Annotated in this window: 16 protein-coding genes; 6 read left to right on the plus strand and 10 right to left on the minus strand. The window is 63.5% G+C overall.

What is annotated here, in order from left to right:
• Together fdhF and AC3D25_RS11995 are read left to right on the plus strand one after the other, a co-directional pair.
• Nucleotides 1–2928: a formate dehydrogenase subunit alpha gene (gene fdhF, locus AC3D25_RS11990; RefSeq protein WP_488888602.1), complete on the plus strand. Its 2928-nt coding sequence runs from the start codon at nt 1–3 to the stop codon at nt 2926–2928.
• Between the two features lies 1 nt (nt 2929).
• Nucleotides 2930–3172 carry a formate dehydrogenase subunit delta gene (locus tag AC3D25_RS11995; RefSeq protein WP_488888603.1) on the plus strand — a complete coding sequence of 81 codons (243 nt, stop codon included), beginning with the start codon at nt 2930–2932 and terminating at the stop codon, nt 3170–3172.
• On the opposite strand, the gene AC3D25_RS12000 is transcribed toward AC3D25_RS11995, so the two are convergent.
• The 3 genes from AC3D25_RS12000 to AC3D25_RS12010 form a co-directional block, all read right to left on the minus strand.
• Nucleotides 3169–4887, minus strand: a complete 1719-nt coding sequence (locus AC3D25_RS12000; RefSeq protein ID WP_488888604.1) for an FAD-dependent monooxygenase — start codon at nt 4885–4887, stop codon at nt 3169–3171. The two genes, AC3D25_RS11995 and AC3D25_RS12000, sit on opposite strands and share 4 nt — an antisense overlap.
• Nucleotides 4888–4977: 90 nt before the next feature.
• Nucleotides 4978–6003, minus strand: coding sequence for a cation diffusion facilitator family transporter (locus tag AC3D25_RS12005; protein ID WP_488888605.1), 1026 nt, complete (start codon nt 6001–6003; stop codon nt 4978–4980).
• Nucleotides 6004–6333 carry an ArsR/SmtB family transcription factor gene (locus tag AC3D25_RS12010; protein ID WP_488888606.1) on the minus strand — a complete coding sequence of 110 codons (330 nt, stop codon included), beginning with the start codon at nt 6331–6333 and terminating at the stop codon, nt 6004–6006.
• Between the two features lie 114 nt (nt 6334–6447).
• Here AC3D25_RS12010 and AC3D25_RS12015 point away from each other — a divergent pair, with 114 nt between their 5' ends.
• Nucleotides 6448–8367: a tetratricopeptide repeat protein gene (locus AC3D25_RS12015; protein ID WP_488888607.1), complete on the plus strand. Its 1920-nt coding sequence runs from the start codon at nt 6448–6450 to the stop codon at nt 8365–8367.
• A gap of 56 nt (nt 8368–8423) precedes the next feature.
• Here the strand turns inward: AC3D25_RS12015 and AC3D25_RS12020 are convergent, their stop codons facing one another.
• Nucleotides 8424–9722 carry an MFS transporter gene (locus AC3D25_RS12020; protein WP_488888608.1) on the minus strand — a complete coding sequence of 433 codons (1299 nt, stop codon included), beginning with the start codon at nt 9720–9722 and terminating at the stop codon, nt 8424–8426.
• Nucleotides 9723–10176: 454 nt separating this feature from the next.
• Here AC3D25_RS12020 and AC3D25_RS12025 point away from each other — a divergent pair, with 454 nt between their 5' ends.
• On the plus strand, nt 10177–11334 hold the full coding sequence (locus tag AC3D25_RS12025; protein WP_488888609.1) for a hypothetical protein: 1158 nt from the start codon (nt 10177–10179) through the stop codon (nt 11332–11334).
• A gap of 121 nt (nt 11335–11455) precedes the next feature.
• Nucleotides 11456–12091, plus strand: coding sequence for a DUF2968 domain-containing protein (locus AC3D25_RS12030; protein ID WP_488888610.1), 636 nt, complete (start codon nt 11456–11458; stop codon nt 12089–12091).
• 102 nt (nt 12092–12193) lie between these two features.
• Here AC3D25_RS12030 and AC3D25_RS12035 read toward each other — a convergent pair whose 3' ends face one another.
• The 5 genes from AC3D25_RS12035 to AC3D25_RS12055 all read right to left on the minus strand — a co-directional run bounded on the left by AC3D25_RS12035 (nt 12194) and on the right by AC3D25_RS12055 (nt 19113).
• The gene (locus AC3D25_RS12035) at nt 12194–13657 is read right to left on the minus strand and encodes a gamma-glutamyl-gamma-aminobutyrate hydrolase family protein (RefSeq protein ID WP_488888611.1); all 1464 of its coding nucleotides are present in this window, start codon (nt 13655–13657) and stop codon (nt 12194–12196) included.
• Nucleotides 13658–13812: 155 nt separating this feature from the next.
• The gene (locus tag AC3D25_RS12040; RefSeq protein ID WP_488888612.1) at nt 13813–15573 is read right to left on the minus strand and encodes a cation:proton antiporter; all 1761 of its coding nucleotides are present in this window, start codon (nt 15571–15573) and stop codon (nt 13813–13815) included.
• Between the two features lie 244 nt (nt 15574–15817).
• The gene (locus AC3D25_RS12045) at nt 15818–16156 is read right to left on the minus strand and encodes a P-II family nitrogen regulator (RefSeq protein ID WP_488888613.1); all 339 of its coding nucleotides are present in this window, start codon (nt 16154–16156) and stop codon (nt 15818–15820) included.
• Between the two features lie 76 nt (nt 16157–16232).
• Nucleotides 16233–17909 carry an NAD+ synthase gene (locus AC3D25_RS12050; RefSeq protein ID WP_488888614.1) on the minus strand — a complete coding sequence of 559 codons (1677 nt, stop codon included), beginning with the start codon at nt 17907–17909 and terminating at the stop codon, nt 16233–16235.
• 61 nt (nt 17910–17970) lie between these two features.
• Complete coding sequence (locus AC3D25_RS12055; RefSeq protein WP_488888615.1) at nt 17971–19113, minus strand: GNAT family N-acetyltransferase; 1143 nt, start codon at nt 19111–19113, stop codon at nt 17971–17973.
• 188 nt (nt 19114–19301) lie between these two features.
• Between AC3D25_RS12055 and AC3D25_RS12060 the strand changes: the two genes are divergently transcribed.
• The gene (locus AC3D25_RS12060; protein WP_488888616.1) at nt 19302–19604 is read left to right on the plus strand and encodes a GIY-YIG nuclease family protein; all 303 of its coding nucleotides are present in this window, start codon (nt 19302–19304) and stop codon (nt 19602–19604) included.
• A gap of 943 nt (nt 19605–20547) precedes the next feature.
• Here AC3D25_RS12060 and ppa read toward each other — a convergent pair.
• Nucleotides 20548–21075 carry an inorganic diphosphatase gene (gene ppa / locus AC3D25_RS12065; protein ID WP_488888617.1) on the minus strand — a complete coding sequence of 176 codons (528 nt, stop codon included), beginning with the start codon at nt 21073–21075 and terminating at the stop codon, nt 20548–20550.
• Nucleotides 21076–21291: the final 216 nt, after the last annotated feature.

Below are 21291 nucleotides of genomic sequence, written 5' to 3' on the forward strand. Positions count from 1 at the left end.
ATGTCAAACACGAACAACGGTTGCGGTTCCGGCAATTGCGCATGCAAGAGCGCGGCATCGGTCAAACGGGGCGATCCCTTCGACTTCACCGATTACGGCACGCCGCTGCGTCACGCGGATGTTGACGTGACGCTCGAAATCGACGGCGAAGCGGTGACGGTGCCGGCCGGTACGTCGGTGATGCGCGCGGCGATCGAAGCGGGCGTGAACGTGCCGAAGCTCTGCGCGACGGATTCGCTCGAACCGTTCGGCTCGTGCCGTCTGTGTCTCGTCGAGATCGAAGGCAAGCGCGGTTATCCGGCGTCGTGCACGACGCCCGTCGAAGCGGGCATGAAAGTTCGCACGCAGAGCGACAAGCTGCAGTCATTGCGCAAAAACGTGATGGAACTGTATATCTCCGATCACCCGCTCGACTGTCTCACCTGCCCCGCCAACGGCGACTGCGAACTGCAGGACATGGCGGGCGTGGTCGGCTTGCGCGAAGTGCGCTACGGCTACGAAGGCGCGAACCATCTGAAGGACAAGAAGGACGAGTCGAACCCGTACTTCACCTACGACGCGTCGAAGTGCATCGTCTGCAATCGCTGCGTGCGCGCGTGCGAGGAAACGCAGGGAACGTTCGCGCTGACCATCGCCGGGCGCGGCTTCGAATCGCGCGTGGCGGCGAGTGAAAACGTGCCGTTCATGGAATCGGAATGCGTGTCGTGCGGCGCGTGCGTGGCCGCCTGCCCGACCGCGACGCTGCAGGAAAAGACCGTCATCATGCTCGGCCAGGCCGAACATTCGGTCGTGACGACGTGCGCGTATTGCGGCGTCGGCTGCTCGCTGAAAGCCGAGATGAAGGGCAATCAGGTCGTGCGCATGACGCCGAACAAGAACGGCCAGGCGAACGAAGGCCACGCGTGCGTGAAGGGCCGCTTCGCGTGGGGCTACGCCACACACAAGGACCGCATCACCAAGCCGATGATCCGCGCAAAGATCACGGACCCGTGGCGCGAAGTGTCGTGGGACGAAGCGATCAACTACGCGGCGAGCGAATTCCGCCGCATCCAGGAAAAGTACGGCCGCGATTCGATCGGCGGCATTACGTCGTCGCGTTGCACAAACGAGGAAACGTATCTCGTGCAGAAACTCGTGCGGGCGGCGTTCGGCAACAACAACGTCGATACCTGCGCGCGCGTCTGCCACTCGCCGACCGGCTACGGTCTCAAGACCACGCTCGGCGAATCGGCCGGCACGCAGACGTTCGCGTCGGTCGAGCAATCGGACGTGATCGTCGTGATCGGCGCGAATCCGACCGACGGCCATCCGGTCTTCGCGTCGCGCATGAAGCGGCGCATCCGCGAAGGCGCGCAACTGATCGTGATCGATCCGCGCCGCACGGATATCGTCGATAGCCCGCATATCAAGGCGTCGCATCACCTCGCGCTGCGCCCCGGCACCAACGTCGCGATGATCAATTCGCTCGCGCACGTGATCGTGACCGAAGGGCTGGTGAACGAGGAATTCGTCGCCGAGCGCTGCGAAGCGCGCGCGTTCGGACAATGGCGCGACTTCGTTTCACTCGAAGAAAACTCGCCGGAAGCGATGGAACCGATCACCGGCGTCCCCGCGCAACTGGTGCGCGAAGCCGCGCGGATCTATGCGCGTCCGGGCAACTCGGCGATCTTCTACGGCCTGGGCGTCACCGAGCACGCGCAAGGCTCGACGATGGTGATGGGCATCGCGAATCTGGCGATGGCGACCGGCAACGTCGGCCGCGAAGGCGTCGGCGTGAATCCGCTGCGTGGCCAGAACAATGTGCAGGGTTCCTGCGACATGGGCTCGTTCCCGCACGAACTGCCGGGCTACCGCCATATCAGCGACGCCGCCACGCGCGCCCTTTTCGAGGAAGCGTGGGACTGCACGCTGCAATCGGAGCCGGGCCTGCGCATTCCGAACATGTTCGACGCCGCCGCGCACGGCACCTTCATGGGCCTCTATTGCCAGGGCGAGGACATCGTCCAGTCGGACCCGAACACGCATCATGTGACGGGCGCGCTGTCGTCGATGGAATGTATCGTCGTGCAGGATATTTTCCTGAACGAAACGGCGAAATACGCGCACGTTCTGCTGCCGGGTTCGTCGTTCCTGGAAAAGGACGGCACGTTCACCAACGCCGAGCGCCGCATCTCGCGCGTGCGTAAAGTCATGCCGCCGCTGCCCGGTCTCGCCGACTGGGAAGTCACCATTCGTCTTTCCCGCGCGCTCGGTTACGAGATGAACTACACGCACCCGTCGCAGATCATGGACGAAATCGCGCGCCTCACGCCGACGTTCCACGGCGTGTCGTATCAGCGGCTCGACGAACTCGGCAGTATCCAGTGGCCGTGCAACGAAGACGCGCCGGAAGGCACGCCGACGATGCATATCGACGAATTCGTGCGCGGCAAGGGCCGTTTCGTCATCACGAAGTTCGTCGCGACGCCGGAAAAGGTCACACGTAAATTCCCGCTCCTGCTGACGACGGGCCGGATTCTCTCGCAGTACAACGTCGGCGCGCAGACACGCCGGACCGAGAATTCGCGCTGGCACGATGAGGACCGGCTGGAGATTCATCCGCACGACGCCGAGGATCGCGGCATCAAGACGGGCGACTGGGTCGGGATCGAATCGCGCGCCGGGCAGACCGTGCTGCGCGCGAAGATCACGGAGCGGATGCAGCCGGGCGTCGTCTACACCACGTTCCACTTCCCGGAATCCGGCGCGAACGTGATTACGACCGATTCCTCGGACTGGGCGACGAACTGTCCGGAATACAAGGTGACGGCGGTTCAGGTGATGCCGGTCGAGCAGCCGTCGCAATGGCAGAAGGACTATTCGAAGTTCAACGAGCAGCAGCTCGAATTCTTGAACCTGCGCGACTTCGCCGCGACATCGGGGAAATAAGATGGATCTGGACAACCTGATCGACATGGCGAACCGGATCGGCGATTTTTTCGATTCGCTGCCGGACCAGCATGAAGCGACCGACAGCATCGCCGATCACATTCGCCGCTTCTGGGCGCCGCGCATGCGTACGGCGATTCTCAACTCGCTCGAAGATCCGGCGGCGAGCGCCGCGATGTCGAAGATCGTGCGTGAGGCGCTGGAAGAGCATCGCGCCGATCTGACGCCGGCAGTCGCGGCTTAATCTCCGGTGTGTTCCCTGTGCCGCGGCGATTCGTCCGCGGCACTCGCGTTTTTGCCGAACCATGTCTCGCAATGATGCAGCAGCGCGTGAGCGTCGGACGGCGCGCGTCCGCGCGCGGCGATATAGCCGTCCGGGCGCACCAGATAGAACGCGGGCCGCGTGCGGCCGTAGTTATCGGTGAGCGAATGGGCGCGCTCGCCCGGAGTATCGGTGATGCGCCAGACCCGCACCGAGCCCGCCAGCACCTTTTCCATCGACTCCACCAGTCCGCTCAGATCCGCGTCGCGCAGAGCGTGCGCCACTGTGAGCGTCGCGGGCGCGAGGCCGATATCGTCTTCGTCGGCGGGACTGACGAGCAGGAACAGCGAGAAGTATCCGGGATCGTGCAGGTCGAACAGACAGCCGATTCCCGGCGCGCGGCCGAGCGGCCCATCCACGACATGCACGCGCGCATCCGGCGCGCGCTCGCCCGCGCGCGGTCCGCCGTCCAGAATGCGCTCCAGCGTGAGCGGGCTGCGTCGGTAGTGAATGGACAGTTCGCTGACCGTGCGCCGCATGGCGTCGCGCAGCGGCCCGACCGCCGCTAGCGCGGGCATCACATGCTCGCGGATCAGTTTTAGCGGCCCGTGCTCCGCGCTCGCCACCTGCGTGAGCAGGCTGCTTTGCCGCAGCACGTCACGCTCGATCGGATGCCGCTCGGCGTGATACGTGTCCAGCAGCCGGTCCGGCGCACCGCCGCCGAGGGTCCGCGCGATTTTCCAGCCGAGATTGAGCGCTTCCTGAATGCCCGTATTCATGCCCTGCGCGCCCGCCGGGCTGTGAACGTGCGCGGCGTCGCCCGCCAGGAAGATGCGGTCATGCCGCAAACGATCGACCATCCGCGCGTTCAGGTGAAAGTACGACGACCACGCGAGCGACGACACCTTCACCTGATGGTGAATGCGCCGCTCGACCAGCGCGCGGCAGCCGTCAAGCGTCGGGCCGGTCGGCTCGGAGGGCGGATGCGCCAGATCGCCGATCAACCGCACGCGAGAGCCGCCCATCGGAAATAGCGCGGCCAACCCTTCGCCCGACGCGAAGATGTGGAATTCGTCGTCGGGCCATTCGGTGTCGGCATGCAGGTCGGCGAGCAGGAACGTCTGCTCGAAAGTCTTGCCCGAAAAACCGACGTCGAGTTTATGCCGCACCGTGCTGTGCGCGCCGTCGGCGGCGATCATGTACGACGGACGCAGCACTTCCTCGCGGCCGTTCGAGTGCCGAAGCGTCGCCTGCACGCCCGCCGCGCCCTGCGAAAATTCAGTGAGTTCGACGCCGCGCTCGATCCACACGCCGAACGTTTCGAGATGCTCGGTCAGGAGCCGCTCGGTCACGGATTGATCGAGAAAGAGGAGATAGGGATAACGCGTTTGAAGCGGATCGAAATCGAGGTGCGCGAGACGCTGGCCGTTCGAATAGAGATTGGCGACGCGCGCGCGGTGACCGAGTTCGAGAAACGGCTCGACGATCCGGTGTTGTTCGAGCAGTTCGAGCGTGCGCGCCTGAATTCCGATCGCGCGCGAATAAGGCGCGGGCTCGCGCGCCCGGTCGATCAGGCGCACCGGAATGCGCGCGCGGGCAAGGCTCATCGCGGCGGCAAGCCCGGTCGGACCGGCACCCGCGATCAGCACCGGCGCTACGTCGAGTTTCTCGTGCGGATAGCGCTTGGGGGCAAACATGCACTTCTCCCTGAAACGTCATCCTGCCCAGTGTACGCCGCTCATCCCGAAATTTGGCCCGGCGCCGTTGCCCGTCTGCCCGAGCCGGCTTTAATGAGATTGCGTGCGGGCGTGCAGCGCACAATGATGCTCGGTCGTGCCCATCTCGACCTGCAAGGTGGCGTGGTGCATCGAATATTCGTCGCAGAGCGTCTGCACGATGCCGTCGATAAACACGTCGCCCGGATGGCCCGCCGGCATCACGAGATGCGCGGTCATCGCGTTTTCCGTGGTCGAGAGCGCCCAGACGTGCATGTCGTGGACATCGGTCACGCCGGGGAGCGCCGCCAGATACAGTTTGATGCGTGTCGGATCGACGGACGGCGGGACCGCCGCCATCGCGAGGCGCATCGCGTCGCGGCCCAGGCCCCACGTGCCGTAGACGATCACCGACACCACCACGAGACTCATCACCGGATCGATCCAGCTCGCGCCCGTGTACAGGATGATCAGCCCGCTCACCGCGACCGCGGCGGAGATGGCGGCGTCGGCGGCCATGTGCAGGAAGGCGCCGCGCACGTTCAGGTCTTCCTTGCTGCCGCGCATGAAGAGCCACGCCGAGAAGCCGTTCACGACCAACCCGAGCGTCGCCACGATAAACACGTCGAGCCCCGCGACCGGCGCGGGATTGAGCAGGCGCTGGATCGCTTCGAGCACGATCGCGCCGCACGCGAAAAGCAGGAGCGCAGCGTTCGCGAGCGAGGCCAGGATCGACGAACTGCCGAGGCCGAACGTGTAACGCGGCGACGGCTTCTGCGTACCGAGCCAGACCGCGCCCCACGCGAGCAGAAGGCCGAGCACGTCCGACAGGTTGTGGCCGGCGTCCGCCAGCAGCGCCGTGGAATGCGCGATGAAACCGTAGATGCCCTGCACCACCACGATAATCACGTTCAGCGCGACGGCGATCGCGAACGTGCGGCCCTGGCCCGCCTGCGGTGCGTGATGATGATGATGGCCGCCCGCGCCGTGATCGTGGGCGTGGGCGTGGGCGTGCTTATGGTCATGCGCGTGCTCATGCGCGTGCTCATGCGCGTGGCCTTCTTGATGCTCGTGTTGCTCGTGCGAGTGCGCGTTCATTTATTCGTTATCCGGGGTGAAATCGGTTTGCGGCTCGGCGACGTGTTCCAGCAGTTCGGCCAGCATGCCGCTAATGTGACGGTCGGCGGCGAGATAGAACACTTGCTTGCCCTGCCGCTCGGCCCGCACGATTCGCGCCGCCCGCAACAAGCGCAAGTGATGGCTCACGAGCGATGCCGACAAGCCCAGCAACGCCGCGATCGCACCGACGGCGCGCTTCTCGTCGACGCACGCCAGCACGATGCGCAGCCGCGTGGGATCGCCGAGCAGACGGAACAGATCGGCGAGAGGTACGACGCGCTCGTCGGACGCGATAAAAGTCGAGGCCACGGCCATCCGCATAAACAGTTGAATAGGTGTTCACATGTTATCGAAGGCGGTCCGGAAATGTCAATCCGGCGCGCGGGTGTGGGAAAATAGCGGCTTAAGTATTCGATTCCCGTCATGGACACTGTCTTTGCCCGCGGTTTCGCGGCCCATCGTGACGGCCGCCTGACCGATGCGGAACGCGACTATCAGGCCGCGCTCGCCGCAGAACCCTCCCATGTCGACGCCTTGCATCTGCTCGGCGTGCTGCGCCACCAGCAAGGCCAGCACGCGGAGGCAGCCGAGCTCGTGCGGCGCGCGGTGGACCTGCGTCCGGGCGACGCCGGCCTGCAACTGAATCTCGGCAATGCGCTGAAGGCGCTCGGCCGTCTCGACGATGCCATCGAGCGCTTTCGTAACGCGCTCACACTCCAGCCCGGCTTTTCGCTCGCGCAGTACAACCTGGGCAATGCCTACGCGGCGTCCGGCCGTCACGAAGACGCCGCCGATGCCTTCGAAAAAGCGCTGCGCCTGCAACCGCACGACGCGCCGACGTGGAACAACTTCGGCAACGCGCTCTCCGGCATGCGCCGCTTCGACGATGCCGCCCGCGCGTTCCGCCGCGCGCTCGCCATCCGTCCGGGCCACGCGGGCGCGCACAACAATCTCGGCATGGCGCTCAACGCGCTCGGCGATCCCGAAGGCGCCATCGCGCAGTTTCGCGCGGCGATCGCCGCCGAGCCGAACTATGTGGCCGCGCATTTCAATCTCGGCAATCTGCTCGACGGTGTGGGTCGTCCGGTGGAAGCGGTCGCCGCGCTCGAAACCACCATTCGCCTGCAACCCCGCTTCGCGCCCGCGCATTTCGGGCTCGGTCATGCGCTTTCCGCGCTCGGCCGTCATGTCGAAGCGCTGCCGCAATTCGAACGCGCGGTCGGTCTGGATCCGAAATACGGGGTCGCGTGGCTTGGTCTCGGCAATGCGCATCTGGCGCTTGGTCGCCATCGCGCCGCCGTGCGCGCTTACGATCAGGCGATGCGTCTCGACGCCGGGTCCGCCGCCGCGCGCCTGAATCGCGCGCTGGCGCTGCTGGCGCTCGGCGATTACGCGCGGGGCCTGCCTGCCTACGAAGCGCGTCTCGATACGCCCGCCGCCGTGCCGCCGCTGCCGGGGCCGGCTGCACCGCTCGGACCGCTTGGACCGCTCGCGCCGCTCCCGCCGCTCCCGCCGCGCTGGGACGGCGAGCCGATGCCCGGGCGCACGCTCTTGATCCGCGCCGAGCAGGGTTTCGGCGATACGCTCCAGTTCATGCGTTTCGTCCCGTTCGCGGCGAAGCGCGCGGGCGAGATCGTACTGCAGGTGCAGCCCGCGCTCATCGATTTGCTCGAACCGGCCGCGCACGCCGCCAAGGTGGAACTGAAAAGTCTCGCCGATCCCGCCCCGAAAGCCGACGCCTTCTGTCCGTTGATGAGCTTGCCGCTCGCGCTGGGTATCGCTTCAATCGACGATATTCCGGCGCGCATGCCGTACCTCGTCGTCCCGGCGACGTATCGGCGCAAGTGGCGCGGCTCGCTCGGCGGCCAGGCGCGGCGCAATATCGGGATTGCGTGGTCGGGGCGCATTCAGCCCGGTGAAACGCGCTCCGCGCCGCTCGCGCTGCTCGATCCGCTGTTCGCGCTCGAAGGGATCGACTGGATCGTGTTGCAGCCCGTCTTGAGCGCGGAGGATCGCGCCGCGCTGAAAGCGCATCCGCGCGCAAGTTCCATTCACCGGCTGGAAAGCCGTCTCGAAAATTTCGCCGATACCGCCGCGATCGTCGAGCGTCTGGACGGCGTCGTTTCCGTCGATACCGCGCTCGCGCACCTCGCCGCCGCGCTCGGCCGCCCGCTCTGGCTGATGCTGCCGTTCGCCGCCGACTGGCGCTGGGGCGATCAGACGCCGGGCAGCGCGTGGTATCCGAAAGCGCAGTTGTTCCGGCAGGCCGAGCCGGGCGCGTGGCGCGGCGTGATCGAACGGATCGCCGCGGATATCGCTGCGGGTCTCGCCGCCGGCAAATAAAAAACCCTCGCCACGGCGAGGGTTTTCATTTTCCGACAGCCCAAAGAACCGAAAAGCTAGGCCGTCTTGTACTGGTTGCGCGCATCCGGCGAGCGGTACAGCACGAGCGTCGCGACCAGACCGCAGATCGCGGCGAGTCCCAGCCAGATCCCCGGCGCGGCCTTGTTGCCGGTCGCGTGGATCAGGTAGGTCGAGATCGCGGGCGTGAAGCCGCCGATGGTGGTCGCGAGGCTGTAGGCCATCGAGAAACCGGTCGTGCGCACATCGACGGGCATCACTTCGGTCAGCGCCACCACCATCGCGCCGTTGTAGCTGCCGTAGAGGAACGAAAGCCACAATTCGACTTCGAGCAGACGCACGAACGATGGCTCGGCGACCAGCCATTGCACCGCCGGATACGCGGTCAGGATGGTGAGAATCGTGAACACGAGCAGCACCGGACGACGCCCGACGCGGTCGGAGAGCGCGCCCATCAGCGGCAGCCAGACGAGGTTCGACAAGCCGACGCACACCGTCACGACGAGCGCGTCGATGGACGAGAGCTTCAGCACTTCCTTGCCGAAGGTCGGCGTGTAGGCCGTGATCATGTAGAACGACACGGTGGTCATGATGACCATGCCCATGCCGGCGATCACGATATTCCAGTTCTGCACCATCGAGCGCGCGATCTCGCGCATGTCGGGACGATGCTTGCGCGCGAGGAATTCGTCGGTTTCGCGCAGCGAACGGCGAATGATGAACAGGAACGGCACGATCAGACAGCCGATCAGGAACGGCACGCGCCATCCCCAGGCGGTCATCTGGTCGGCCGGTAGCATCTGGTTCATCACCACGCCGATCAACGCGGCGAACACGACGGCCACTTGCTGGCTACCCGACTGCCACGCGCAATAGAAGCCTTTGTTGCCCTTGGTCGCGATCTCCGACAGATACACCGAGACGCCGCCCAGTTCCACGCCCGCCGAGAAGCCCTGCAACAGGCGTCCGGCCAGCACGATGATCGGCGCGAGCACGCCGATGGTTGCGTAGCCCGGCACCATCGCGACGCATGCCGTGCCGATCGCCATCAGCGTAAGCGTGAGGATCAGGCCTTTGCGCCGGCCGTGGTGGTCGATATAGGCGCCGAGCACGATCGCGCCGACCGGCCGCATCAGGAATCCGGCGCCGAACACCGAAAGCGCGAGCATCAGCGAGGCGAATTCGTTGCCGCTCGGAAAATAGGTCTTGGCGATGGCCGACGCGTAATAGCCGTAGACCATGAAGTCGTACATTTCCAGAAAGTTACCGCTGACGACGCGGAAAACCGTCTTGAATTTCGACTCGTTCGGGAGCGCTGCGTGGGACGACGTGGACATGACTCTCTCGATGAAACCAGCGGAACACACAGCGCGAGAAAGAGCGAATTACCCAAAAATTCGACAAGATTTCACGCCCGCGACCCGCATTAGGGTTAACCAGTATTACAGTTGAAAGGTGCGTATCCCGAATATTAACGCGGCTTGAATCAATATGCAGCGGTCGAACGTCGGTTAATTTCGTTTAATTGAACATTAACATTAGCTTACGCGTAGTTATCTTTTAGCCTACGCAGCAGGCGCAACTTTGCGCCCGTGCGAAATTGCGCCATGCAGCCGGTCACCCTGCTGAATACGAGTTAAGCGTCCATTTCGGAAGGTTCTGATATGGATGCGAACTCAAAACCCATAGCATTCCGAACTGCTTCTGTGGCCGTCAAAGGCGTGCCGTCTAACCGCCGCCATGCTCGATACCGAGTGCCGTCGTCGCCCGCCCCCGCTAACGAGAAGACACATGACCGCTCCATTGATCACCGTTCGTGGCGATCTCCTTCTGCCATCCCTGAACCCGATGGCAAACCAGTTCGCCATGTTCGGCCGCGAGTGGACGCTGACGGCGCCGCGCCCCGCCCTGAACGTGTACGAAATCGCGGTCTACGCCGCGTATTGCCTGACTGGCTATGTCGACGCGTCGACTCGTCCTGTGCTTCCGTTGCGCTACCAACCGGTCAGCTTCTGGGGACAATTTGCCCGGATTCGAGAACCTGCCGCGCCGATAACTGCCCCACTGGCGTCACCTCCGGTCGCCGCTTCCTCGGAAACCGACGAACCCGCCTTCTCCGTCCATCCTGCGCATATTCCGCGCACCGTCCCGGCGTCGGGCAACGGCCGCATGTTCCTGGGCGGCGGCATCGCGCTCGGGAGCGTTGCGCTGATCGGATGGATGCTGCTTTCGCCTGCCCGCACAAATAAGCCGGTCATCGCACGGACGCAGGTCGCAGCGCCGGCCACGATGGTCGACACACCGAGCATCGTTCCGAAGGCCGACACGCCGACGATCGTGGCGAAACTGGCCGATACACGGCCCCTCACAACGAAGGCAGTCGACACACCAACCATCGTGGCAAGCGCGGTCGCGACATCCGAGACACCGGTGGCGCGCGGGGCAGTCGAGGCGAAACCGATCGCTGTAGCCGCGAAGCCCGCGCGAGCCATCAATCAGCGTCACGCCAAAGCGGCCGAAAAGACCACGCAATCGGCAACGCGAGCGCACGCCGGCGCTCGCGGAGCGCAACGTATCCCGACCACCGTGCAGGACATCGATCCGTCGGCATCGCGGAAACCCGCGCGCCGCGCGCTTGTCAGCGTCCGAGTCCCGGTGGCCGATGTTCCCGCTCGGATGACCGGGCGTCACGCTATAGAAGCCGCAAAAGCCGCCGACGCGATCGATGCCACGCCGCGCCGCGTCGTGGTCGCGCGCGATGTGGGCGTATCGGCTGGACGCGCCGCCGACCGCTCACTCAGTTCGGCGGAACTCTACGGCATGCTCCAGCATTCGCCGACCCTCGACGACAACAGCGCGCCCACATCGGGTCGCGCATCGGCGAGCGTGACGGCGGAACGCCTGAGCCATCGCCGCATCACTGACGCGCCCGCCGAGTTCTCGAAATGATCCCGCCCCGCGTCCCCGATATTTGCCTCAACTTTTTTCCTGGCGTCTCGCTCACATGAAGTCATCGATCCCTCTTCCGCGCGCAGTTGTCCTATGCGTTCTTTGTTTCGCCGGCGCTTTTTTGTCCGTCGCGAACGCGCGCGCACCGCAATTGCTGAGCGTGCCCGCGCCCGCGATTTCGACGGAAACCGCCGCGCTCTCCGCCGCAAACGACGCCGAGGCGCTCCCCGACTCCGCGCCGGCCGGACCGGCGCAAGGCAATGTCGCGGAACTCAAACAGATGGTCGATGCGCACAAGTTGACGGAATTGCGCGTCACCTACAACGCGAACTACGGCGCGAGTCTGTTTTTCTATCCGAAAGAAGTGGTGTATTACGTCGCGCTATTTCAGGACAAGCAGTTCTGGCGCGTGATCAAGACGCAAGACGAGAGCCGCGCCGACACGCTCTACGCGCAATTCGCGCGCAAGAGCTATACGCTCGCCGACGGTGAAATCCGCCGGACGCAGTTGCAGGCGCAAAAGGCGCTGCTCGAACGCGTGATCGCGCTTTCCGTCGATCGTGCTAGCCGTCTTTCCGCGGATATCGCGGTCGCCCAGGCGCAGGACACGCAGGTCACGCAGCAGCAACAAAGCCTCTCGGTCGAAGCGGCGGCGCTGCAAAGCGACAAGCTCGTCGCCGAGCAGAAGTTGCGGACGCTGCAACAGCAAATCAAGCAGCTTCAAAATCAGAACGAAGCGGGCTTGCCTACGTTTTAACCGCATTCGCCAGACCGTAAATCCTGTCGTAAAAAAGCCGTTCCGAAGATCTTCGGAACGGCTTTTTCGCGTTTGCGCGCAGCTCGCGCGCCCGGCGCCCTATCAAAAACGCGTTTCGCGAGCGACGCGCAAGAACGTGTCGAGAAGCGGCGTGCAGTCGAGCAACTCGTCGCCGCCCGCGCGGTGAAACTCCGGATGCCATTGAACGCCCATGACGAACGGCGCGCGCCGGTATCGAATGGCTTCGATGATGCCGTCCGCAGCGGACACCGCCTCGATATTCAGATCGCGCCCGATGGTCCGGACCGCCTGATGGTGGATCGAGTTGACGATGGCTTCGCGATGGCCGGGGAACATGTTGATCAGCGTCGATCCTTCCGGAAACCGGATCGGATGCCGGTGTTGATCGTACTGATCGTTCACGTGGACGCCCGCCGTCGGTACATCGGTCGCGATGTCCTGATACAACGTGCCGCCGAACGCGACGTTGATCAACTGGCAGCCGCGACACACGCCGAGCACGGGCTTCCCCGATTCGATGAATTCGTGCAGCAACTCAAGCTCGTACATGTCGCGCACGCGGTCGCCCGGCCATTCGGGACGCGTCGCGGATTCCTCGTAAGACTGCGGCGACACGTCCGCGCCGCCTTGCAACAGCAGGCCGTCGAGATGCTTGGCGTAATCGCGCAAACGGATATTGCTCGGATGCAGCATGCCCTGATGGCCGACCGTCGGGATCATGAAGACGAGCACATCGCGCGACATCACCCAATGCGCGATCGATTCCTCCAGATATTGGAGCGTCTTGCCGCGCAATCCTTTCGCGCCCGGTTCCGGATGAAAAATGCGCGCCGATACGCCGATTTTCAACGTGCGCTGCGTGATCCGCTGTCCGGCACGATCGAATAGCTGTCGCGTGCGCGCCGCGATAACCCGCCCGAACACCGACCACGCCGAGTCCGAATGCTTCAGATACGCGGGCGGCGCCTGCGATCCGGGCGGCGGTTCGGGCGGGATCGGCGGCGGGTTTGAGGCGGTGATATCGGGTGTCGAGGTGAAATCGGGCGGCAAGCCAACCGCCGGCGGCGGCACGACGGTTTCCACCGATTCCACGTCCAATGCCGAGGCCGACGCCGACGCAGCGGCTTCAGCTTCGGTCGCGCTTTCCACTTTTTGCGCAAGACTTGCGCGCGAGCCGGGGGCAGGTGCGGAGCCTGCGGGCGCTGCCGGGCGGGCCGAGGCGAACGCCTTCGCGCGCGCATTCGCCTCCTGGGCGGCCGTCGCGCTGACAGCCGACGCGCGGGCGGCCGCCGCATCGTCGCGGCGCGCTTTCGCGGGATCGGTGGGTTCTACGTTGGCCGCACTCGCGGGCGCGTCCGTCGATGCCCGTTCGGCCGCGCTGGCGTCGGACCTAAGCGCGGCGGCTGCGGGAATGTCGGCGCTCTCGGAAACGGGAGGTGGAGTTGTCGCGTCCGGAATCGCGGACGGATCGGCGGCGTCAGGCGCGTCGCCGGTTTTACCGGCATCAGGCTTACCGGCGTTCGAAGGCTTGTTTTTTTCGCTCATTCTTATGTCAGGCGCGCGAGGCGCTTCGAGAATGGACAGAAGTTAATTATCCGCCTCCGGTCCGACCGCGGCAAAGCTTCAAACATTTGCTCACATTATTGCGGGAATCTCGCGCCTGTGCGCGTTCTCTATCGAGAAGATCGTACTTCGTCGTATTAGGCGTGATCGTGAGGTTCGTCGAAAGTATCGCGCAGCGCGATCTGCAATGTCGCGTGGATTTTCACGCACCAGCGCCAGAGTACGGTGAGCAATAAAGCCGCGCACAACAACACGACGATCATCAGCCCGAACGGCGGCAAGATACCGCCCGACAGCGCCGCGACCAGCAGGAACACGCCGAACATCGCGAGAATCGGGATCAGGCCGGAAATGGTCGAACGGATCGCGCTCGTGAAGCGCCCCGCTTTCGCGGGCTGTACGCTGACTTCGGCGAGCAGCAGCGCGAGCGTTTCGAGCTTGCGATACACCGCGACGAGAAACGGCATCGATACGGCAAGCGCCACGCTCCACAAGACGACGCGCTGGGTATCGTCGTTCGGCAGCCAGCGCGACAAATAGCCAGTCGCGAACGGCGCGGAGTACGACGCCGCGAGAAAAATCGCCGCGACCAGCGCGAGATTGACCGCGATCTGCAGCACGATCCGCCGCGTCATGCTGAAAATAGTTGGCCCGCCGCTGTCGGGGCGCAGGCTCGCGAGCCATTGCGAATAAAGGCCGAACGTATTGGCAACTGGTTCGGGCATCGACCGGGCGATCCGGCGCGTGATCGGATCGGCGGCGCGGATCAGATAAGGCGTGAAGAGCGTGGTGAGCGCGGAGACGGCGACGGCGATCGGATACAGGAAGCTGCTCGTGACCTTCAGCGACAACCCGAGCGACGCGATGATGAACGAGAACTCGCCGATCTGCGCGACGCTCATGCCGACGCGCATCGATGTGCGTCCGTCCTTGCCCGCGAGGAACGTGCCGAGCCCGCACGACACGATCTTGCCCACGACGACCGCGACCGTGATGACGGCGATCGGCCACCAGTAATCGACCAGCACGGCGGGATTGAGCATCAGGCCGATGGTCACGAAGAAGATCGCTGAGAACATGTCGCGCACCGGCGCGATCAGTTTTTCGATGCGATGCAGACTGCGCGCCTCGGCCATGATCGCGCCGATCAGAAACGCGCCGAGCGCGATGCTGTAATCCATCTTCACGACCAGCAGGCAAAAGCCGAAGCAGAAACCGAGCACGGTAACGAGCAGCATTTCGTCGCTTTTCGCGCGCGCGACGTAATCGAGCGCGCGTGGCACGATCAGAATGCCGACCACGAGCGACACCGTCATGAAGAGCATCAGCGACCCGAGCGTGGCGAACGCGACGCCCGCCGTGACCGAGCCGGTCTGCGCAATGCCGGAGAGCAGCACGAGCATCGCGATCGCCAGGATGTCCTCGACGATCAAGATGCCGAAAATCAACTGCGCGAAATTCTCGCCCTTCATGCCGAGTTCGGAGAGCGCCTTGACGATGATCGTCGTGGAGGAAATGGCGAGCATCGCGCCGAGAAACAGCGAATCCATCGAGTTCCAGCCGAACCAGCGGCCAATTTCATAGCCGATCCAGATCATCAGCACGATCTCGGACAGCGCCGCGACGAACGCCGTTGCGCCCACCTTGAAGAGCTTGCGCAGACTGAATTCGAGACCGAGCGAAAACATCAGGAACACGACGCCGAGTTCGCCGAGCGTCTGGATCGTGGCTTCGTCGTGGATCAATTGAAACGGCGGCGTGTACGGCCCGATAATCACGCCCGCGACGATGTAACCGAGCACGACCGGCTGCTTCAGGCGGTGAAACAGCACGGTCACGACGCCTGCGATCGCCATGATCACCGCCAGATCCTGAATGAAGCCGATCGCGTGATGCATCTACAAATCCTTACAGAAAGTCTACGGAATGCCGATGTTACCGCATCGCTTTCGCATGGGCCGAAACGAAACAAATGGGGAACGACGGTTGACCGCCCAAGCGACTCGGGCCCGGGCGGACGCGCAACACGATGGTGCACGCCCGGCCAGGCCCGAAAATGAACTGCAGTTGCCCGCGCTGGAAATTAACCCGGGCGGGTGAAACAGTTGCCCGCGCTGGAAATTAACGCGGGCGGGTGAAACGTTATACGGCGGCTTCGTTTTCCTCGCCGGTGCGGATCCGGATCACGCGTTCGACATCCGACACGAAAATCTTGCCGTCGCCGATCTTGCCGGTGCGCGCCGCGCCGATGATCGCGTCGATCACCTGGTCCGTCTGGCTGTCCGCCACGACCACTTCGATCTTCACCTTCGGCAGAAAATCGACGACGTATTCCGCGCCGCGATACAACTCGGTATGTCCCTTCTGCCGGCCGAAGCCCTTCACTTCCGTCACGGTCAGGCCCGTCAGGCCGACTTCGGCCAGTGCTTCGCGAACTTCGTCGAGCTTGAAGGGTTTGATGACTGCGGTGATGCGTTTCATGGCGTGCCTCTATCGAATGGACGAATGTTGAAGACGAATGCTTTCGATTCTAGCCGCGTTTTCCGGTTTCACCGAGTCACGCGAGCGGTTCCGTGAACCGCGAAGTGATCGGATAGCGCCAGTCGCGGCCGAACGCGCGATGCGTCACGCGAATTCCGATCGGTGCCTGACGGCGCTTGTATTCGTTGATCTTGATGAGGCGCGTAATGCGCTTCACGTCTTCCGGCGAATAACCCGCTGCGACGATCTGCGCGAGCGAGCAATCTTCCTCCATATACATGCGCATGATCGCGTCGAGCACGTCGTAGGGCGGCAGGCTGTCCTGATCGGTCTGGTTGTCGCGCAGTTCCGCCGACGGCGCGCGCGTCAGGATGCGCTCGGGAATCACGTTGCGGAGGCCGTACGCGTCGGTCTGGTTGCGGTAATGGCACACCTTGTAGACCAGCGTTTTCGCGATGTCCTTGATGACCGCGAAGCCGCCCGCCATGTCGCCGTAAAGCGTGCAATAGCCGACCGCCATCTCGCTCTTGTTGCCCGTCGTCAGCACGAGCGAGCCGAACTTGTTCGAGAGCGCCATCAACAGCGTGCCGCGAATGCGCGCCTGGATGTTCTCCTCCGTGGCGTCTTCCGCGCGGTCGCGGAATTCGTCGGCGAGCGCGCCGCGAAACGCCTCGAACATCGGCGCAATGGCGATTTCGTCGTACTTGACGCCGACGCGCTTCGCCATGTCGGCGGCGTCGGTGGTGGAAATGTCGGCGGTGTATTGCGACGGCATCATCACCGCGCGCACGCGGTCCGCGCCGAGCGCGTCGCACGCGACCGCGAGCACGAGCGCGGAATCCACGCCGCCCGACAAGCCGATGATCACGCCGGGGAATCCGTTCTTGCCGATATAGTCCCGCACGCCAACGACCAGCGCGCGATAAACCTGCGCCTCCACCGACAAATCCGAGGCAATGGCCGCGCGCTCGGGCGTCGCGCCGTCGAATTCGACATAGCCGACGGCTTCGTCGAATTGCGGCATTTTCGCGATCAGTTCGCCTTCCCCGTCGAGCACAAACGATCCGCCGTCGAAAATGAGTTCGTCCTGCGCGCCGACGAGATTCACATAGACCATCGGCAGGCCGGTTTCGCGGATCCGCGCGCGCAGGATGTCGAAGCGCACCGATTCCTTGTTCAGATGAAACGGCGAGCCGTTCGGAATCAGCAGCACTTGCGCGCCCGCCGCTTTCGCCAATTGCGCGGCGGACGCGTGCCACGCGTCCTCGCAGATCACCACGCCATAGCGCGTGCCGTCGAGATCGAATACGAACGGCTGCGGATTCGACGCGAAGTAGCGCTTTTCGTCGAAAACCTCGGTGTTCGGCAGATCCTGCTTCAGATAAGTGCCGGCAATTTCGCCATCGACAATCAGCGACGCCGCGTTGAACGTGTCCACCGGCGGCAGGCCACGCGCGATCGGGGCGTCATACTCAGCGTCAATGCGATGCGGATGCCCGACCAGCACGTGGAGCCCCGGAAAACTTTTGAGCGCGGCGGCCAGTTGCGCGAGCGCGTCGGCGCTCGCCCGGTAAAACGCCGGGCGCAGCAGCAAATCTTCCGGCGGATAACCCGACAGCGCGAGTTCCGGCGCGACGAGCAGTTTCGCGCCCGCCGCGTGCGCATCGCGCGCGGCATCGACGATTTTCGCGACGTTACCGGCGAAATCGCCGACGGTGACGTTGATCTGGGCTAGTGCAATTCGGGTTTTCATGTCGATGAGAATGAGGGCGCTGAAACGGGGCTCGAAGCCCGTCGATTATCGCATGCGGGTTTCAGGTCTTCTTCCTGAACGGCGTGTGTGCTTCAAGCTCGACGATATGCTGGTCCATCGCGGCGGTTTCCTCGTCGAGGAACTCGCTGATCGCGTGCGCGAAACGCGCGTCCGCCACCCAGTGCGCGGACCAGGTCGGCGTCGGCAGCATGCCGCGCGACATCTTGTGGACGCCCTGCGCGCCGCCTTCGAAGCGCGCCAGACCGTTCTCGATGCAATATTCGATACCTTGCATGTAGCACGTCTCGAAATGCAGTCCGGAGACGAACTCGCGCGTGCCCCAATAGCGGCCATACATCACGTCGCCACCGATCATGTTGAGTGCGCAGGCGAGCCGTTCGCCGTCGGCGTGCGCGATCACGAGCAACATGCTGTCCGGCGCGGCAGCGTGGATCTGCGCGAAGAAATCGCGGCTGAGGTACGGCGGATTCCAGTGCTCGCGATACGTGTTTTCGTAGCACGCGTAGAAGAAATCGAGCGCGGCCGTGTCGATCTGCGCGCCGCGCAACCAGGTGTAATGCACGCCCGCGTCGGTCACGCGACGCCGGTCCTGGCGCACTTTCTTGCGCTTGTCGTGACTCATCGCGGCGAGAAAGGCGTCGAAATTCGCGTAGCCGTCGCCTTCGAGATTTTCCCAGTGGAACTGGACGCCTTCGCGCAGCATGTAGCCCGCGTCGGTCAGCGCCTCCAGATCCTGCTCCTCGGGAAACAGCACGTGCAGCGAGGACAGCTTCATCCGCTTGGTCAATTCGATCGCCCCGCGCGCGAGCAGCACGCGTTCCTCATGCGTCGGCGCGATCAGACGCGGACCGGTCACCGGCGAAAACGGCACCGCCGACAGCCCTTTCGGGTAATAGCGGATACCGTGGCGCTGGAACGCGTCGGCCCAGGCGTGATCGAAGACATATTCGCCGCGCGAGTGCGCCTTCACGTAGTGCGGCATGGCGCCGGCGAGCGCGCCGCCGCGCTTGAGCAACAGATGATGTGGACGCCATCCGGTCCCGGCCGCCGCGCAGCCGGTGTCTTCGAGCGCCTTCAGGAACGCGTGGCGAACGAACGGATTGTCGCCGGCGAGCCGGTCCCATTCGTCGGCGGGAACGGCGTCGAGCGTATCGACGACATGAATTTCGACGTCGCGGTTCAACAGGCTACCTCGCTGGTTGGGCTATGCGCGGCCGCCTTCGACGAACGATGTTCGGTTCCGGCACGCCGCGAAAGGTCTATTCTCGCGCAAGTCGGAAAATCGTGCGGCGGCGCGTCATTGGGTTTCGGGCTTGCCGCATCCAGGCTTCGTGGATAATACGAGCGCCTTTTCCACTGTGACGCCTGCCCATGCCGTGGTTTCTCTATCTGATCGAATGCGCCGACGGCAGCATTTACACCGGCATCGCCACCGATGTTCAAGCGCGCTTCGATAAACATTCGAGCGGCAAAGGTGCGCGCTATACGCGGTCGAGGAAGCCGGTGCGCGTGCTGGCGTCGTTTGAGTTGACCGGGCGGTCGGAGGCTTCGCGCGCTGAGTATTGGGTTAAGCGGTTATCGGCGATTGAGAAGCGCGCGCTGGTTGCCGGGACGAGGACGTTGGGGTCGGTCGTGCCTGAGGGGGTTGTTGTTGTTGAGGCTGACGGGGTATAGGGGCCCGTTGCGTTTGCTAGCGCCCTTTGCTTTTGCTGGCGCTCGTGCTTTTGTCTGCATGCGCTTTCTGGGAACTTGCTTTCGTGTAGGTCCATTAGCACGCCGCTATGCGCGGCAGCAGTCACTTTCTTTGCTGCTGCAAAGAAAGTAACCAAAGAAAGCAGCGTGACCTACTAAGTGTCCACCACGAACCCTTTCCGGGAGTGGTGCGCAAGCTGATTCGGCCATCGCACCACCCAACAGAGTGGAGCCGCTCATTCATCCCCGCAGGCACGAAGTGCCTGCCGGAACGGCAAAACTAAAAACCGAAACCGAAACCCAAACCGAAACCGAAACCGAAACCGAAACCGAAACCGAAACCGAAACCGAAACCGAACCTAGACCAGTTTGAGGAGGTCGACCGCCGCTTTTTTGAGAACGGCCGCCGACACGGCTAACTCAAAAAGCGAAACCGAGACCAAGCCGCCGGTTTTGGCATAAGCCCGTCGTCCGAGCGTAGCGAGGATGGAACTGACAGGCGCTGTGCCAATATCAATAACTGCGAGTTAGCCGAATCAGCCTGCGCGCCTATCCGCGTGGTTATTCGTGGTGGACACTTAGGCGGATAAGCTGCTTTCTTTGGTTACTTTCTTTGCAGCAGCAAAGAAAGTGACTGCTGCCGCGCATAGCGGCGTGCTAATAGACCTACACGAAAGCAAGTTCCCAGCAAGCGCCCGAGTAACCAAAACAGAGGGCGCCAGCAAAACCAAACCCCGATCAGGTTCCCAACAAGCGCAGAACAACAAAATCAAAAGCGCGAGCAAATCAAACTGGGTGCCAACAAAAAACAAAACCGCACGAACCGCCGATGCCTAAACATCGGAATCTCGTGCGGCTTTCTACAAAACCAGCGAATCCCACGCGCCAGCGGCCAAAACACCCCAGCGCCAGCGCCACCCCGACCTTACTTCTTGAAATTCGCCAGACCTTCGGTGATTTCCTTGTGCGCCGCATCAATCCCCGCCCACCCTTCGACCTTCACCCACTTGCCCTTCTCAAGCGCCTTGTACTGCTCGAAGAAATGCTTGATCTGATCCTTCAAAAACGCGGGCACATCGTCGATGCCCTTCATATGCGCGGTCATCGGGCAAATCTTGTCGTGCGCCACGGCAACAAGCTTCGCATCCACGCCCGATTCGTCCGTCATTTCGAGCATGCCCAGCGCGCGCGCGCGCACGACCGAGCCGGCCAGCAGCGGAAACGGCGTGATCACCAGCACGTCGACCGGATCGCCATCGCCGGCGAGCGTCTGCGGGATGAAACCGTAATTTGCCGGATAACGCATGCCCGTGCCGATAAAACGATCGACGACGAGCAGGCCCATGTCCTTGTCGGCTTCGTATTTCACCGGATCGCTTTGCGCCGGAATTTCGATGATGACGTTGAAATCCTGCGGAAGGTCCTTGCCTGCGGGTACGTTATTGAAGCTCATGAGCACTCTCTGGAAAGTTGATGGCTGGAGATCGGGGAAACCGGGTGGCGACACGCTGCGCGGCCCGATTGATGCGGGTAGTTTCGCACGGGTCGATTCCTGCTCGCGGCCCGCGCATGAAACAGCGCGATTGCGTGCATTATAGCCAATCGGAAAACCCGTCCGGCCATAGCACACGGCCGTCGCGCTCCATCGCGGCTTGCCGCCGGATGCGGG

The sequence above is a fragment of the Caballeronia sp. SL1002 genome (assembly GCF_057814995.1).

Coding starts and splice junctions, on each gene's coding strand:
- AC3D25_RS11995 (WP_488888603.1), top strand. CDS start 2,930: ATGGATCTGGACAACCTGATCGACATGGCGAACCGGATCGGCGATTTT.
- AC3D25_RS12045 (WP_488888613.1), bottom strand. CDS start 16,156: ATGAAACGCATCACCGCAGTCATCAAACCCTTCAAGCTCGACGAAGTT.
- ppa (WP_488888617.1), bottom strand. CDS start 21,075: ATGAGCTTCAATAACGTACCCGCAGGCAAGGACCTTCCGCAGGATTTC.
- AC3D25_RS12050 (WP_488888614.1), bottom strand. CDS start 17,909: ATGAAAACCCGAATTGCACTAGCCCAGATCAACGTCACCGTCGGCGAT.
- AC3D25_RS12035 (WP_488888611.1), bottom strand. CDS start 13,657: ATGAGCGAAAAAAACAAGCCTTCGAACGCCGGTAAGCCTGATGCCGGT.
- fdhF (WP_488888602.1), top strand. CDS start 1: ATGTCAAACACGAACAACGGTTGCGGTTCCGGCAATTGCGCATGCAAG.
- AC3D25_RS12060 (WP_488888616.1), top strand. CDS start 19,302: ATGCCGTGGTTTCTCTATCTGATCGAATGCGCCGACGGCAGCATTTAC.
- AC3D25_RS12020 (WP_488888608.1), bottom strand. CDS start 9,722: ATGTCCACGTCGTCCCACGCAGCGCTCCCGAACGAGTCGAAATTCAAG.
- AC3D25_RS12015 (WP_488888607.1), top strand. CDS start 6,448: ATGGACACTGTCTTTGCCCGCGGTTTCGCGGCCCATCGTGACGGCCGC.
- AC3D25_RS12000 (WP_488888604.1), bottom strand. CDS start 4,887: ATGTTTGCCCCCAAGCGCTATCCGCACGAGAAACTCGACGTAGCGCCG.
- AC3D25_RS12040 (WP_488888612.1), bottom strand. CDS start 15,573: ATGCATCACGCGATCGGCTTCATTCAGGATCTGGCGGTGATCATGGCG.
- AC3D25_RS12005 (WP_488888605.1), bottom strand. CDS start 6,003: ATGAACGCGCACTCGCACGAGCAACACGAGCATCAAGAAGGCCACGCG.
- AC3D25_RS12025 (WP_488888609.1), top strand. CDS start 10,177: ATGACCGCTCCATTGATCACCGTTCGTGGCGATCTCCTTCTGCCATCC.